The 15,530-nt window shown below is 59.8% G+C and carries 11 protein-coding genes; 3 read left to right on the plus strand and 8 right to left on the minus strand.

Annotated features, from left to right (window positions below; genetic code table 11):
- Positions 1–112: 112 nt before the first annotated feature.
- From rpsA to mtnA, 8 genes are all read right to left on the minus strand, one after another.
- The gene (gene rpsA, locus B0D71_RS24490) at positions 113–1,804 is read right to left on the minus strand and encodes a 30S ribosomal protein S1 (protein WP_007973639.1); all 1,692 of its coding nucleotides are present in this window, start codon (positions 1,802–1,804) and stop codon (positions 113–115) included.
- 120 nt (positions 1,805–1,924) lie between these two features.
- Positions 1,925–2,614: a (d)CMP kinase gene (gene cmk, locus B0D71_RS24495; protein WP_103397005.1), complete on the minus strand. Its 690-nt coding sequence runs from the start codon at positions 2,612–2,614 to the stop codon at positions 1,925–1,927.
- Positions 2,611–4,818, minus strand: coding sequence for a bifunctional prephenate dehydrogenase/3-phosphoshikimate 1-carboxyvinyltransferase (locus tag B0D71_RS24500; protein WP_240635735.1), 2,208 nt, complete (start codon positions 4,816–4,818; stop codon positions 2,611–2,613). Before B0D71_RS24500 ends, cmk begins: the two co-directional genes overlap by 4 nt.
- A gap of 28 nt (positions 4,819–4,846) precedes the next feature.
- Positions 4,847–5,959, minus strand: a complete 1,113-nt coding sequence (hisC, locus tag B0D71_RS24505) for a histidinol-phosphate transaminase (RefSeq protein WP_103397007.1) — start codon at positions 5,957–5,959, stop codon at positions 4,847–4,849.
- Between the two features lie 13 nt (positions 5,960–5,972).
- Positions 5,973–7,067: a prephenate dehydratase gene (gene pheA, locus B0D71_RS24510; protein WP_007939916.1), complete on the minus strand. Its 1,095-nt coding sequence runs from the start codon at positions 7,065–7,067 to the stop codon at positions 5,973–5,975.
- A complete protein-coding gene (serC, locus tag B0D71_RS24515; RefSeq protein WP_103397094.1) occupies positions 7,067–8,152 on the minus strand; it encodes a 3-phosphoserine/phosphohydroxythreonine transaminase in 1,086 nt (361 codons plus the stop codon). Before serC ends, pheA begins: the two co-directional genes overlap by 1 nt.
- Before the next feature lie 231 nt (positions 8,153–8,383).
- Positions 8,384–11,038, minus strand: a complete 2,655-nt coding sequence (gene gyrA / locus B0D71_RS24520) for a DNA gyrase subunit A (protein WP_103397008.1) — start codon at positions 11,036–11,038, stop codon at positions 8,384–8,386.
- Positions 11,039–11,464: 426 nt separating this feature from the next.
- Positions 11,465–12,541 carry an S-methyl-5-thioribose-1-phosphate isomerase gene (gene mtnA, locus B0D71_RS24525; RefSeq protein WP_103397009.1) on the minus strand — a complete coding sequence of 359 codons (1,077 nt, stop codon included), beginning with the start codon at positions 12,539–12,541 and terminating at the stop codon, positions 11,465–11,467.
- A gap of 108 nt (positions 12,542–12,649) precedes the next feature.
- On the opposite strand from mtnA, the gene B0D71_RS24530 reads away from it, so the two are divergent.
- From B0D71_RS24530 to mupP, 3 genes are read left to right on the plus strand one after another with little or no spacing between them, the layout of a single operon-like run.
- A complete protein-coding gene (locus B0D71_RS24530; protein ID WP_103397010.1) occupies positions 12,650–13,984 on the plus strand; it encodes a TRZ/ATZ family hydrolase in 1,335 nt (444 codons plus the stop codon).
- 59 nt (positions 13,985–14,043) lie between these two features.
- Complete coding sequence (ubiG, locus tag B0D71_RS24535; protein ID WP_103397011.1) at positions 14,044–14,742, plus strand: bifunctional 2-polyprenyl-6-hydroxyphenol methylase/3-demethylubiquinol 3-O-methyltransferase UbiG; 699 nt, start codon at positions 14,044–14,046, stop codon at positions 14,740–14,742.
- Positions 14,743–14,746: 4 nt separating this feature from the next.
- Positions 14,747–15,418, plus strand: a complete 672-nt coding sequence (mupP, locus tag B0D71_RS24540) for an N-acetylmuramic acid 6-phosphate phosphatase MupP (RefSeq protein WP_007999922.1) — start codon at positions 14,747–14,749, stop codon at positions 15,416–15,418.
- Positions 15,419–15,530: the final 112 nt, after the last annotated feature.

Genomic DNA, 15,530 nt, shown 5'->3' on the forward strand with positions numbered 1-15,530 from the left:
CGGCGTTTTTGGTTCACGACCCGAGCAAGCAAACCCGAGCGCGCCTCACACACCAAATTCCAGGCACAAAAAAGGGCGACCGAAGTCGCCCTTTTTTACAGAAAATCAGAACTTAGTTCTGTTTTTCCATTTGTGCACGCAGCAGGTCACCCAGAGTGGTGGCCACAGGAGCATCAGTAGCTACTGGCTTGTCGCGCAGGCTCTGAATTGCTTCTTTCTCGTCTTCAACGTCTTTCGACTTGATCGAGAGCTGAATTACACGGCTCTTGCGGTCAACGCTGATGATCTTGGCTTCTACTTCTTCGCCTTCTTTCAGAACGTTGCGCGCGTCTTCAACGCGATCACGGCTGATTTCGGAGGCTTTCAGAGTCGCTTCGATATCGTCGGCCAGAGTGATGATGGCGCCTTTAGCGTCAACTTCCTTCACGATGCCTTTAACGATGGCGCCTTTGTCGTTCTCTTGAACGTATTCGGAGAACGGATCGCTTTCCAGTTGCTTGATACCCAGGGAGATGCGCTCGCGCTCTGGGTCAACCGACAGGATAACGGTGTCCAGCTCGTCGCCCTTCTTGAAGCGGCGAACGGCTTCTTCGCCCACTTCGTTCCAGGAGATGTCGGACAGGTGAACCAGACCGTCGATGCCGCCGTCCAGACCAATGAAGATACCGAAATCGGTGATCGACTTGATGGTGCCGGAGATTTTATCGCCCTTGTTGAACTGGCCAGAGAAATCTTCCCATGGGTTAGATTTGCACTGCTTGATGCCCAGGGAGATACGACGACGCTCTTCGTCGATGTCCAGAACCATAACTTCCACTTCGTCGCCGACTTGTACGACTTTCGAAGGGTGGATGTTCTTGTTGGTCCAGTCCATTTCGGAAACGTGTACCAGACCTTCAACGCCTTCTTCCAGCTCAGCGAAGCAGCCGTAGTCGGTCAGGTTGGTTACACGAGCGGTAACGCGAGTGCTTTCTGGGTAACGGGCTTTGATAGCAACCCATGGATCTTCACCCAGTTGCTTCAGGCCCAGGGAAACACGATTGCGCTCGCGATCGTACTTCAGAACCTTGACATCGATCTCGTCGCCAACGTTGACGATTTCGGAAGGATGCTTGATACGCTTCCAAGCCATGTCGGTAATGTGCAGCAGGCCATCGACGCCACCCAGATCGACGAATGCGCCGTAATCGGTGAGGTTCTTGACGATACCTTTGACTTGTTGGCCTTCCTGCAGGGATTCCAGCAGAGCTTCGCGCTCGGCGGAGTTCTCGGCTTCCAGGACGCTACGACGGGAAACGACAACGTTGTTGCGCTTCTGGTCCAGCTTGATGACCTTGAATTCCAGCTCTTTGCCTTCCAGGTGCGTGGTGTCGCGCACTGGACGGACGTCAACCAGAGAACCTGGCAGGAACGCACGGATGCCGTTAACGTCGACAGTGAAGCCGCCTTTAACCTTACCGTTGATAACGCCCTTGACCACTTCTTCGGCTGCGAAGGCTGCTTCCAGAACAATCCAGCATTCAGCGCGCTTGGCTTTTTCACGGGACAGCTTGGTTTCACCAAAGCCGTCTTCAACCGAGTCCAGAGCAACGTGAACTTCGTCACCGACGTTGATGTTCAGTTCGCCAGCGTCGTTGTAGAACTGCTCAAGCGGGATGAGTGCTTCAGACTTCAGGCCAGCGTGAACGGTTACCCAGCGAGCTTGGTAATCGATATCAACGATAACACCGGTGATGATGGAGCCTGCCTGAAGATTCAGGGTTTTTAGGCTTTCTTCAAAGAGTTCCGCAAAGCTTTCGCTCATTTTAATTCCTGTTGATGAGGGCGAAGAAAACGCCCATCTCCACACCCCAGACGGTGTGGGTTAGTTTCATTTAAAAGAAGCCACCGCAGGACTATGACTGGTCCCCTGCGGCCTTCTTGGTCACCCGGCGATATCGCGAATGGCGATCTCGCTCATGATGCGTTCGAGCACCTGCTCGATGGATAATTCCGTGGAATCCAGCTGTATGGCGTCAGCCGCCGGTTTGAGCGGGGCTACCGCTCGCTGGGTGTCACGCTCATCGCGCGCACGTATCTCATCTAGCAGACTCGACAGACTAACACCCTCGACTTTGCCCTTCAACTGCAAATATCGACGGCGTGCCCGTTCCTCGGCGCTGGCGGTCAGAAAAATCTTCAGCGGCGCGTCAGGGAAAACCACCGTGCCCATGTCGCGACCATCCGCCACAAGTCCCGGCGCTTCCTGAAAGGCTCGCTGGCGCTGCAGTAGCGCCTCGCGTACAGCGGGCAATGCAGCCACCTGGGAAGCGCCGGAACCGACGCTTTCGGTGCGAATGACATCGCTGACTTCATCACCTTCCAGGATGATGCGCTGCAACTGACCGTCCGTCGCCGCGATGAACTGCACATCCAGATGAGCGGCGAGTTTCTTCAGCAGCTCTTCATTGGTCAGGTCGACACCGTGGTTATGCGCGGCGAAGGCCAGCAATCGGTACAACGCACCGGAATCGAGCAGGTTCCAGCCCAGGCGCCTAGCCAGAATCCCGGCTACCGTGCCCTTGCCCGAACCGCTTGGCCCATCGATGGTGATGACCGGTGCAATGTTGTTCACGACTGTGCCTCTTGTGCCACACGAATGCCGACCTGCGCGCACAGCGCCAGGAAGTTCGGGAACGACGTCGCGACGTTGGCGCAATCATGAATGCGGATCGGCGCACTGGCGCGCAGCGAAGCAACGCTGAACGCCATGGCGATACGGTGATCACCATGACCGTGCACTTCACCGCCGCCGATCTGGCCGCCGTCGATGATGATGCCATCCGGGGTTGGCTCACACTTGACGCCCAGCGCCAGCAGACCGTCAGCCATGACCTGGATACGATCCGACTCCTTGACCCGCAGCTCTTCGGCGCCGGTCAGCACGGTGCGCCCTTCGGCGCAGGCAGCTGCCACGAACAGCACCGGGAATTCGTCAATGGCCAGCGGAACCAGCTCTTGCGGAATCTCGATACCTTTGAGTTTAGCTGCCCGTACGCGCAGATCAGCCACTGGCTCGCCACCCACTTCACGCTGGTTTTCCAGAGTGATGTCGGCACCCATCAGGCGCAGGATATCGATCACACCGGTACGAGTCGGGTTGATGCCGACGTGCTCCAGCACCAGCTCCGAACCTTCGGCGATCGAAGCCGCCACCAGGAAGAACGCCGAAGACGAAATATCACCCGGGACTTCAATGTGGGTTGCAGTCAGCTTGCTGCCAGACTCGACCGATGCGGTTGCGCCGTTGACCGCTACCGGGTAGCCGAAGCCGCGCAGCATGCGCTCGGTATGGTCGCGGGTCGGAGCAGGCTCGGTAACCGTGGTCTTGCCTTCGGCATACAGGCCGGCCAACAGCAGGCAGGACTTAACCTGAGCACTGGCCATCGGCATGGTGTAGGTCAGCCCCTTGAGCTTGTGACCACCACGAATGGTCATCGGTGGACGGCCTTCAGCGGCGGTTTCGATCACGGCACCCATTTCACGCAATGGATTGGCCACGCGATTCATCGGACGCTTGGACAGCGAGGCGTCGCCGGTCAAGGTGCTGTCGAAGTCCTGCGCCGCCAAAAGGCCGGACAGCAGACGCATCGAAGTACCGGAGTTGCCCAGATAGATTGGGCCCGGCGCCGGCTTCAGGCCATGCAGGCCAACGCCGTGAATGGTCACGCGACCGTGGTGCGGACCTTCGATCACGACGCCCATGTCACGGAAAGCCTGCAAGGTCGCCAGGGCATCTTCACCCTCGAGGAAGCCTTCGACTTCGGTAACGCCTTCAGCCAGGGAGCCGAGCATGATCGAACGGTGGGAAATCGATTTGTCACCCGGTACGCGAATCCGACCGGACAGGCGGCCACCAGGTTGAGCCAGGAAAATCAGATCGTTGGAATTCATAGCGTCCACATAGGCCCTGCGGGCCAGGATTTTACTGAAATGCTCGCGGGCAACCCGGGCGCGAGTGAAAACGCCCAACAATTGGTGCCCATCCCCTGCATCGACCGCGTCGCGCAAGGCGTCGAGATCGCTGCGAAATGTATCGAGTGTGCGCAGGACAGCTTCGCGGTTGGCGAGGAAGATGTCGTGCCACATGACCGGGTCGCTACCGGCGATTCTTGTGAAATCGCGGAAACCGCCCGCAGCGTAACGGAAGATCTCAAGATTTTCATTGCGCTTGGCCAGAGAATCGACCAAACCGAACGCCAGCAAGTGCGGCAGATGACTGGTCGCCGCCAATACTTCGTCGTGACGCTCGACCTGCATGTGCTCCACATCGGCGCCCAATTCGCGCCACAAACGGTCGACCACCGCGAGAGCTGCCGGATCGGTCTGATCCAGCGGCGTGAGGATCACTTTGTGGCGACGGAACAGCTCGGCGTTGGAGGCTTCCACGCCACTCTGCTCGGAACCGGCAATCGGATGACCCGGCACAAATCGCGCCGGCATGCCGCCGAACGCCTCGGTTGCCGCACGTACCACATTGCCTTTGGCGCTGCCGACATCGGTCAGGATCGCTTGCCCCAGATCCATGCTCGCCAAACGCGCGAGCACTTTCTCCATGGCCAGAATCGGCACGGCCAGCTGAATCACGTCAGCGCCCTGACATGCAGCCACCAAGTCGTCTTCACAGCGATCCACCACACCCAACTCAACCGCCAGCTTGCGCGATTGTGGATCGAGATCGACTCCGACCACTTCGCGGCACACGCCGCTTTCACGCAAGCCCTTGGCAAACGAACCGCCGATCAACCCGAGACCGACCACCACCAGGCGACCGATCATAGGTTCAGCAGATTGCAGTGCAGTGACATCAACCACGAGCCAGAACCTTGGTCAGCGCCTCAAGGAAGCGGCTGTTCTCCGCCGGCAGACCGATGGTGACGCGCAGGTGATTCGGCATGCCGTAGTTGGCCACCGGACGCACGATCACACCTTCGCGCAGCAAGCCCTGGAACACCGGGGCTGCAACCTGACCGAGATCGACGCAGATGAAATTGCCCTTGGACGCAATCCAGCCCAGTCCCAGCGCACGGAAACCGGCTTCCAGCTGCTGCATGCCGGACTCGTTCAACTGCCGGCTTTGCGCCAGGTACTCTTCGTCCTTCAACGCCGCACAGGCAGCGGCCAGGGCCAGGCTGTTGACGTTGAATGGCTGGCGTACGCGGTTCAGCACGTCTGCGACCACCGGAGTCGACAGACCGTAACCGACACGCAACGATGCCAGGCCATAAGCCTTGGAGAAGGTACGCGACACCAGCAGGTTTGGATAAGCCGCCAGGAAGTCCAGGCCATCCGGAAGGTCGCTGCCTTCGGCATATTCGATGTAGGCCTCATCCAGCACGACCAGCACATGCTCCGGAACATCCTGCAGGAATTCGTCCAATGCCTCGGCATTGAACCAGGTACCGGTAGGGTTGTTCGGGTTCGCGATGAAGACCACACGGGTATTGGCATCGATGGCTGCCAGCATGGCGGGCAGGTCATGCCCCCAATCCTTGGCTGGCACTACCTTGGCCTGCGCACCCACGGCCTGAGTGGCAATCGGGTAGACAGCGAATGCATGCTCACTGAACACGGCATTCAGGCCTGGCGCCAGATAGGCACGCGCGACCAGTTCCAGGATGTCGTTGGAACCATTGCCCAGCGTCACTTGATTCAGCTCGACACGGCACTGCTCGGCCAGCAGCGACTTGAGCGCAAAGCCGTTGCCGTCCGGATAGCGGGTCAGCTCGGCCAGCGCATCGCGAATGGCCGCCAGCGCCTTGGGACCAGGACCCAGCGGGTTTTCGTTGCTCGCCAGCTTGATGATGCTGGCTGGATCGAGATCCAGCTCACGCGCCAGTTCGTCCACGGGCTTGCCCGGAACGTAAGGCGAAAGTTGTTGCACGCCCGGCTGTGCCAGAGCGAGGAAATTGCCACTCATTTGCTACCGCCCCTTAGAGAACTGCTTTCGGGTAGGAACCCAGCACTTTGAGTGCCACTGCTTCCTGACTGATCTTTTCCAGCACACCTTTGACCAGCGGGTCGCGGTGGTGGCCGACGAAGTCGATGAAGAACACATAGGTCCATTTACCGCTGCGCGACGGGCGAGTCTCGATCCGCGTCAGGTCGATGCCATTGTCGTGGAACGGCACCAACAGTTCATGAAGCGCACCCGGCTTGTTGCTCATCGAGACGATGATCGAAGTCTTGTCGTCGCCGGTCGGCGGCACTTCCTGATTACCGATCATCAGGAATCGCGTGGAGTTATCCGGGCGGTCCTCGATCTTCTCGGCCAATCGGGTCAGGCCGTACAGGCCGGCCGCCATATCGCCGGCAATCGCCGCCGAATTCCACTCACCCTTGACCCGTTTGGCCGCTTCGGCGTTGCTGGACACCGCCACGCGCTCGACATTCGGGTAATGGGCGTCCAGCCACTTGCGGCACTGGGCCAGTGACTGGGCGTGGGAATAGATGCGGCTGATGCTGTCGGTCTTGGTGTTTTCACCGACCAACAGGTGATGGTGGATACGCAGCTCGACTTCACCGCAGATCACCATGTCGTGCTCGAGGAAGCTGTCGAGGGTGTGGTTGACCGCGCCTTCGGTAGAGTTCTCCACCGGCACCACGCCAAAATTCACCGCCCCCGCCGCCACTTCACGGAACACTTCGTCGATCGCTGCCATCGGCTTGCTGATCACCGCGTGGCCGAAGTGCTTCATGGCCGCCGCCTGAGTGAAGGTACCTTCAGGGCCGAGATAAGCCACTTTCAGTGGCTGCTCGAGCGCCAGGCACGAGGACATGATTTCGCGGAACAACCGCGCCATCTCTTCGTTGCCCAATGGCCCCTGGTTACGCTCCATCACACGCTTGAGCACCTGAGCTTCGCGCTCAGGACGATAGAACACCGGCACTTCGCCTTCGGCCAGCGAGGCCATCTTTACTCGCGCGACTTCCTGGGCGCAGCGCGCACGCTCACTGATCAGCTCCAGGACCTTTTCGTCCAGGGCATCAATGCGCAGGCGCAGTGCCTTGAGTTCTTGCTCAGACATTAGCCGTGTTCCTTCTCGAACTCTGCCATGTACGAAATCAGCGCATTGACGGCGTTGATGTCGACGGCGTTATAGATGGAGGCGCGCATGCCGCCCACGGAACGGTGCCCCTTGAGGTTCAACAGGCCACGCTCGTCGGCACCGGCCAGGAACGGCTTGTCCAGACGATCATCCGCCAGGCGGAATGGCACGTTCATCCACGAGCGGTCCGACTTGTTGATCGGGTTGCTGTACAGGCCGCTGGCATCGATGAAGCTGTACAGTGTGCGCTGCTTGACTTCGTTGAGCTTGCCGATGGCCTCGACGCCGCCCTGCTCTTTCAGCCACTCGAACACCAGGCCGGACAAGTACCAGGCCAGGGTCGGCGGGGTGTTGTACATCGAACCGTTATCGGCCGCGACCTTGTAGTCAAGCATGGTCGGGCACAGGGAACGGGCCTTGCCCAACAGGTCTTCGCGAACGATGTTGACGACGATACCACTCGGGCCGATGTTTTTCTGGGCACCGGCGTAGATCATTCCGAAGCGGGAAACATCCACCGGGCGCGACAGGATGTCCGAGGACATATCGGCGACCAGCGGAACATCACCGGTCTCGGGAATCCATTGGAATTCCAGGCCGCCAATGGTTTCGTTCGGCGCGTAGTGGACGTAGGCCGCGTCTTTCGACAGCTTCCATTCGTTCTGGCCGGGAATGGCGAAATAGTCATAAGGCTTGGCGGTGCCGGCAACGTTGACGTGGCCGTAACGCGAAGCTTCTTCGATGGCTTTCTGCGACCAGATACCGGTGTCGATATAGTCGGCCGAGCCGTTTTCCGGCAACAGGTTCAGAGGAATCTGAGCAAATTGCTGGCTGGCGCCACCTTGCAGAAACAGCACTTTATAGTTCGAGGGGATATTCAGCAGATCACGCAGATCCTGCTCGGCCTTGGTGGCGATGGACACGAACTCATCACTGCGATGGCTCATTTCCATGACCGACAGACCCTTGCCGTGCCAGTCGAGGAGTTCACCCTGGGCGCGCTGCAGGACAGCTTCGGGAAGCGCCGCAGGACCGGCACAGAAGTTATAGGCTCTCTTGCTCACATCCAATCTCGCTCTGATTTGGTGGTATCACGCAATAACGCAAAATCGATCAATATCCTGTAGGAGCGAGCCTGCTCGCGAAAAACCCGAGAACGCCCCGGGATACCAGACTTCCCGCGTTATCGTTGACGACCATCGCGAGCAGGCTCGCTCCTACAGGGGGGTGCATCGTTATTTCCAAAGGGACAAATAACAAGGGGGCGAATTTTCATCCGCCCCCTGTTTGTCCACTTACTCTTGTGGTTCTTCGTCAGCGGCAGCGTCGAGTTGCTGGTCTTCGACAGCATCGTCGTTCACGACGTGCGCCTCGAACTCAGCCCCTTCTTCGCCTTCCAGCTCTTCACCCTCGACTTCCGAAGGCTCCTGAACCCGCTCCAGCCCGACCAGCGTTTCATCGTTGGCCAGTTTGATCAGGGTCACGCCCTGGGTGTTACGACCCAGACTGGACACTTCGTCGACACGAGTACGCACCAGGGTACCCTGGTCGGAAATCAGCATGATCTCCTCGCCGTCGAGCACCTGAACCGCACCGACCAGACGGCCGTTACGCTCGTTGCTGACCATGGCGATAACGCCCTGACCGCCACGCTTGTACTCAGGAAACTCGGTGATCGCCGTGCGCTTGCCGAAACCACGCTCGGAAGCGGTGAGGATCTGGCTGCCTTCCTCCGGGATCAGCATGGAAATCAGCTTCTGGCCTTCTGGCAGACGCATGCCGCGCACACCGCGGGCGGTACGGCCCATGGCGCGAACGTCGGATTCCTTGAAGCGGGTAACCTTGCCGCCATCGGAGAACAGCATGACTTCACGCTCGCCATCGGTGATGGCCGCGGAAATCAGCACGTCGCCTTCGTCCAGCTCCAGCGCGATCAGGCCGACGCTGCGTTGACGACTGAAGGATTCCAGCGGGGTCTTCTTCACGGTGCCGTTGGCGGTGGCCATGAAGATGTAGTGACCTTCGGTGTATTCCTCGACCGGCAGCATGGTGGTGATGTACTCACCGTCATCCAGCGGTAGCAGGTTGACCAGCGGACGACCACGGGCAGCGCGGGACGCTTCAGGGATTTCGTAGGTTTTCAGCCAGTACACCTTGCCCTTGCTGGAGAACAGCAGCAGCGTGGTGTGGCTGTTGGCAACCAGCAGGTGAGCGATGTAGTCCTCATCCTTGACGCCAGTCGCCGACTTGCCTTTACCGCCACGACGCTGAGCCTGGTACGCAGCCAGCGGCTGGGTCTTGGCGTAGCCACCGTGGGAAATGGTCACGACACGCTCTTCTTCCGGGATCATGTCGCCCAGGGTCAGGTCGAGACGGGCATCGAGGATCTCGGTACGACGCACGTCACCGTACTCGGCACGGATCACTTCCAGCTCTTCGCGGATCACTTCCATCAGGCGCGTGGCGCTGTTGAGGATGCGGATCAGCTCGCCGATCTGGTTGAGGATCTCTTGATACTCAGCCAGCAGTTTTTCGTGTTCCAGACCAGTCAGACGGTGCAGACGCAATTCCAGAATGGCTTGCGCCTGTTCTGGCGACAGGAAGTACTTGCCGTCGCGCAGACCGTATTGCGGATCGAGGTTTTCCGGGCGGCACGAATCGGCGCCGGCACGCTCCACCATCGCTACCACAGCGGAGGATTCCCAAGGGGTGCTGACCAGCGCTTCCTTGGCTTCCGACGGCGTTGGCGAGGCCTTGATCAGGGCGATGACCGGGTCGATGTTCGACAGGGCAACCGCTTGACCTTCAAGGATATGACCACGCTCGCGCGCCTTGCGCAGTTCGAACACGGTACGACGGGTTACCACTTCGCGACGGTGACGAACGAAGGCTTCCAGCAGGTCCTTGAGGTTCAGGATCCGCGGACGGCCGTCGATCAGCGCGACGATGTTGATACCGAATACTGCTTGCAGCTGGGTCTGGGCGTAGAGGTTGTTGAGGATCACCTCAGGCACTTCGCCGCGACGCAACTCGATCACCACGCGCATACCGTCCTTGTCGGACTCGTCGCGCAGTTCGGTGATGCCTTCGAGCTTCTTCTCCTTGACCAGTTCGGCGATCTTCTCGATCAGACGCGCCTTGTTCAGCTGATAAGGGAGTTCGGTAATGACGATCTGCTGACGACCACCGACCTTGTCGATGTCTTCGATCATCGAGCGGGCGCGCATGTAAATGCGGCCACGACCGGTGCGGTAGGCTTCGATGATGCCGGCGCGACCATTGATGATCGCCGCCGTCGGGAAGTCCGGACCAGGGATGTATTGCATCAGTTCATCGACGGTCAGCTCAGGGTTGTCGATGAGCGCCAGGCAACCGTCGATGACTTCACCGAGGTTGTGCGGCGGAATGTTGGTCGCCATGCCCACGGCGATACCGCTGGAGCCGTTGACCAGCAGGTTCGGGATGCGGGTCGGCATGACCGCCGGGATCATTTCGGTGCCGTCGTAGTTCGGCACCCAGTCCACGGTTTCTTTGTGCAGGTCAGCCAGCAGCTCGTGCGCCAGCTTGGTCATGCGCACTTCGGTGTATCGCATGGCCGCAGCGTTGTCGCCGTCGACCGAACCGAAGTTGCCCTGACCGTCTACCAACAGGTAGCGCAGGGAGAAAGGCTGAGCCATGCGGACGATGGTGTCGTACACCGCGGTATCACCGTGCGGGTGATACTTACCGATCACGTCGCCGACAACACGGGCAGATTTCTTGTACGGCTTGTTGAAGTCGTTGCCCAGCTCGCTCATCGCGAACAGTACGCGACGGTGCACGGGCTTGAGGCCATCGCGCGCATCCGGCAGTGCCCGCCCGACAATTACGCTCATCGCGTAGTCGAGGTAGGACTGCTTCAGCTCGTCTTCGATATTGACCGGGAGGATTTCTTTGGCCAGTTCGCCCATGAGAAGCCTGATTCCTTTTTCTGGTGAAACTTCGTCATATCCATATGGGACCAACGAAGCTCGCCGATACAGGCTGAGTGCCATGCACCGACTTACGACAAATCAACAAGTTATGCCATGGATCTGCGCAGTACGGGTCACCACTTCGGGCAACCCTGGAAACCGCCGGATGTTATCACAAGAGCCGCCACGCACCTATCCCCCAGATGCGCATGGAGAGTAGTTAGTTGACCGATGACAGGCTTGAAGGGGACGAGAGGGGCTTAGAGCCGTTTTGAATGAGGAATTTGGGGCAGGATCTGGCTGATTCATTGGCTTTCAGGGCCTCTTCGCGGGCAAGCCCGCTCCCACAGGGTTTTAGGGTGTTCACAAAACCTGTGGGAGCGGGCTTGCCCGCGAAGGCAATCTGGTAGGCGCCAGTGACCGTCAATGCAGGCGCTTGCGGCACATCAACTGCGCCATCTTCGCCGTGTCCGGGCGCTCGACGATGCCTTTTTCGGTGACGATCGCATCGATAAGGTCCGCCGGCGTCACGTCGAACACCGGGTTGAAAGCATCGACGTCGGCCCCGACGCGCTTGCCACCAACCTCCAGCAACTCGCGACCATCGCGCTCTTCAATCGGAATGTCATCGCCACTGGCCAGGTTCATGTCGATGGTCGAACTCGGCGCCACCACCATGAAGCGCACGCCGTGGTGCATGGCGTTGACTGCCAGTTGATAGGTACCGATCTTGTTGGCCACGTCGCCATTGGCGGTGATGCGGTCCGCGCCGACGATGACCCAGGTAGGGCCCTTGGTCTTCATGATATGCGCCGCGGCGGAATCGACATTGAGGGTCACGGGAATGCCTTCATTGGCCAGCTCCCACGCGGTCAGTCGCGAGCCCTGCAGCCATGGGCGGGTTTCGTCGACATAGACCCGCTCGACCATGCCCTCGATGAATGCGCCACGAATCACTCCCAGCGCCGTACCGAAGCCGCCCGTAGCCAGCGCGCCGGTGTTGCAGTGGGTCAGGATCGCCTGGGCGTTGCCCTGATGTTTGCGGATCAGGTCGACACCCAACTGCGCCATGGTCAGGTTGGCCTCGCGATCACTTTCGTGAATGGCGATGGCCTCGGCCTCCAGCACTTCCAGCGGATCGGCATTGTCTTTCAGGCGATCAAGCCGGTCGTGCATTCGGCCCAGCGCCCAGAACAGGTTGACCGCGGTAGGACGGGAGTCGGCCAACAGCATGAAATCCTCTTCCAGCGCAGCGTACCAGTCACCACCTTCGGCAATCCGGGCACGGGCCGCGAGCACGATGCCATAAGCGGCGCTGATGCCGATGGCCGGCGCGCCACGCACCACCATTGAGCGAATGGCCTCGGCCACGCCAGCAGCGCTGGTGTAGGCAATCCAGGTTTCCTCGAATGGCAAAACACGCTGATCCAGCAGATGGAGAGCACCATCACGCCAATCGATGGCCTTCACCTTCTCCGCAGCCAACAGTCGATCGCGCATCCCACACCCCGCACTCATGAACAAAAGCCGTCGATTATAGCGATCCCCCCGCGAAGACGCTCGGGTATACTTCGCCATCCTTTACAAAAGCACTGGAACCAACCCTCGATGCCGAACACTGCCGCTGCGCTCGACCTGTTATTGCTGCCGACCTGGCTGGTACCCGTCGAACCCGCTGGTGTTGTCCTCAAAGAACATGGCGTGGGCATCCGTGATGGACGCATCGTGTTTATCGGGCCACGTTCCGCCGCGCTGAAGCTTAACGCAACCGAAATCCGCGAACTGCCCGACATGCTGCTCAGTCCTGGCCTGATCAATGCCCACGGACATGCGGCAATGACTCTGTTCCGTGGCCTGGCCGACGATCTGCCATTGATGACCTGGCTGGAAAACCACATCTGGCCCGCCGAAGCCAAGTGGGTCGACGAGGACTTCGTGCGCGACGGCACTGACCTTGCGATTGCCGAGCAAATCAAAGGCGGCATCACCTGCTTCTCTGACATGTACTTCTTCCCGAAGGTTGCCAGCGAGCGCGTGCACAACAGCGGTATTCGTGCGCAGATCGCGATTCCGATCCTCGATTTTCCTATTCCGGGGGCCGCCACTGCGGACGAAGCCATTCGTCAGGGCGTTGAGCTGTTTGGCGATCTCAAGCACCACGAGCGCATCAAAATCACCTTCGGCCCCCATGCACCCTATACCGTAGGCGACGAAAACCTGGAAAAAATCCGGGTGATCGCCGAGGAACTGGACGCCTCGATCCACATGCATGTGCATGAAACCGCCTTCGAAGTGCAGCAATCGGTCGAACAGCGCGGTGAACGCCCGCTGGCCCGCCTGGCGCGCCTGGGCTTGCTGGGGCCGCGCTTCCAGGCGGTTCACATGACCCAGATCAGCGAGGAAGACCTGGCACTGCTGGTAGAAAGCAACAGCAATGTGATTCATTGCCCGGAATCGAATCTGAAGTTGGCCAGCGGGTTCTGCCCGGTCGAGCGCTTGTGGGAGGCCGGGGTCAATGTCGCAGTCGGCACCGATGGCGCGGCCAGCAACAATGACCTGGACCTGCTGGGCGAAACCCGCACCGCGGCCTTGCTGGCAAAAGCCGTCGCCGGCTCGGCCACCGCGCTGGATGCCCATCGCGCCTTGCGCATGGCCACCCTCAACGGGGCCCGGGCGCTGGGTATCGAGGCCGACGTCGGCTCACTGGAAATCGGCAAGGCGGCGGACATGGTGGCTTTCGACCTTTCCGGCCTGGCCCAGCAACCGGTCTACGACCCGGTTTCGCAGCTTATATACGCCACCGGCCGGGACTGCGTGAAACACCTTTGGGTTGCTGGCAAGCAACTGCTCGACGACCGCCGCCTGACACGCCTGGATGAACAACAGCTTGGCACTGTCGCGAGGGCTTGGGGCCAGCGCATCAGCGGCCGTACCGAATCGTAAGCACCCTGGAACGCATTCCGGGGCAACAGGATTTTTCAAGTTTTAGAGGACTTAAAACCATGAGCAACGTCGACTACGCCGAAATCGCCAAATTCGAGGCCCTGGCCCATCGCTGGTGGGACCGCGAAAGCGAATTCAAACCGCTGCACGACATCAACCCGCTGCGGGTCAACTGGATTGACGAACGGGTCAACCTGGCAGGCAAAAAGGTCCTCGACGTCGGTTGCGGCGGCGGCATCCTCAGCGAAGCCATGGCCCAACGCGGCGCGACCGTCATGGGTATCGACATGGGCGAAGCGCCGCTGGCGGTTGCCCAGTTGCATCAGTTGGAGTCGGGCGTGAGCGTCGAATACCGGCAGATCACCGCCGAAGCCCTGGCCGAGGAAATGCCCGAGCAGTTCGACGTGGTCACCTGCCTGGAAATGCTTGAACACGTGCCGGACCCGTCGTCGGTCATCCGTGCCTGCTTCCGCATGGTCAAGCCCGGCGGCCAGGTGTTCTTATCGACCATCAACCGCAACCCGAAGGCGTACCTGTTCGCCATCGTCGGCGCCGAATACATCATGAAGCTGCTGCCGCGCGGCACCCACGACTTCAAGAAATTCATCCGCCCTTCCGAACTCGGCGCCTGGAGCCGCATGGCCGGCCTGACCGTCAAGGACATCATCGGCCTGACCTACAACCCGCTGACCAAGCACTACAAGCTGGCCAGCGACGTGGACGTCAACTACATGATCCAGACCCTGCGCGAGGAGTAAGCCGATGCCAATCAGAGCAGTTCTTTTCGACATGGACGGCACCCTGCTCGACACCGCGCCGGACTTCATTGCGATCTGTCAGGCGATGCGTGCCGACCGCGGCTTGCCACCGATGAACGACAAACACATCCGCGACGAAATTTCCGGCGGCGCCCGGGCAATGGTCGCAGTGACCTTCGCCATGGACCCGGAATCGCCTGGGTTCGAGGAGTTGCGCCTGGAATTCCTGGAGCGCTACCTCGTCGGTTGCGCGGTTCACAGCAAGCTGTTCGACGGCATGGCTGAATTGCTTGCCGATATCGAAAAAGCCAACCTGATCTGGGGCGTGGTCACCAACAAGCCGCTGCGCTTCGCCGAACCGATCATGCAACAGTTGGGGCTGGCCGAGCGTTCGGCGCTGCTGATCTGCCCGGATCATGTAAAAAACAGCAAACCGGATCCGGAGCCGCTGATCCTGGCCTGCAAGATGCTCGACCTGGATCCAGCCAGCGTGCTGTTCGTAGGCGATGACTTGCGCGACATCGAATCGGGCCGCGATGCCGGCACCAAGACGGCTGCGGTGACCTTTGGCTACATCCACCCGGACGATAACCCGCGGCATTGGGGCGCGGATGTGGTGGTCGACCATCCGTTGGAGTTGCGCAAGGTGCTCGATAGCGCGCTTTGCAGTTGCTAAGTCGAATCGCTTTTTTGTGGGAGCGAACTTGCTCGCGAAAAACCTGAGAACTCCGCTGGGTGCCAGGCTTTACGTGTAATCGTTGACGACCATCGCGAGCGAACTCGCTCCA

Origin of the sequence: Pseudomonas laurylsulfativorans (assembly GCF_002906155.1) — a bacterium.
Taxonomy (GTDB): domain Bacteria; phylum Pseudomonadota; class Gammaproteobacteria; order Pseudomonadales; family Pseudomonadaceae; genus Aquipseudomonas; species Aquipseudomonas laurylsulfativorans.

What these genes read in the sequence shown, in the direction of transcription:
- B0D71_RS24500 (WP_240635735.1), bottom strand. Translation starts at nt 4,818, where the DNA reads ATGATCGGTCGCCTGGTGGTGGTCGGTCTCGGGTTGATCGGCGGTTCG.
- rpsA (WP_007973639.1), bottom strand. Translation starts at nt 1,804, where the DNA reads ATGAGCGAAAGCTTTGCGGAACTCTTTGAAGAAAGCCTAAAAACCCTG.
- mtnA (WP_103397009.1), bottom strand. Translation starts at nt 12,541, where the DNA reads ATGCGCGATCGACTGTTGGCTGCGGAGAAGGTGAAGGCCATCGATTGG.
- hisC (WP_103397007.1), bottom strand. Translation starts at nt 5,959, where the DNA reads ATGAGTGGCAATTTCCTCGCTCTGGCACAGCCGGGCGTGCAACAACTT.
- pheA (WP_007939916.1), bottom strand. Translation starts at nt 7,067, where the DNA reads ATGTCTGAGCAAGAACTCAAGGCACTGCGCCTGCGCATTGATGCCCTG.
- B0D71_RS24530 (WP_103397010.1), top strand. Translation starts at nt 12,650, where the DNA reads ATGCCGAACACTGCCGCTGCGCTCGACCTGTTATTGCTGCCGACCTGG.
- gyrA (WP_103397008.1), bottom strand. Translation starts at nt 11,038, where the DNA reads ATGGGCGAACTGGCCAAAGAAATCCTCCCGGTCAATATCGAAGACGAG.
- mupP (WP_007999922.1), top strand. Translation starts at nt 14,747, where the DNA reads ATGCCAATCAGAGCAGTTCTTTTCGACATGGACGGCACCCTGCTCGAC.
- ubiG (WP_103397011.1), top strand. Translation starts at nt 14,044, where the DNA reads ATGAGCAACGTCGACTACGCCGAAATCGCCAAATTCGAGGCCCTGGCC.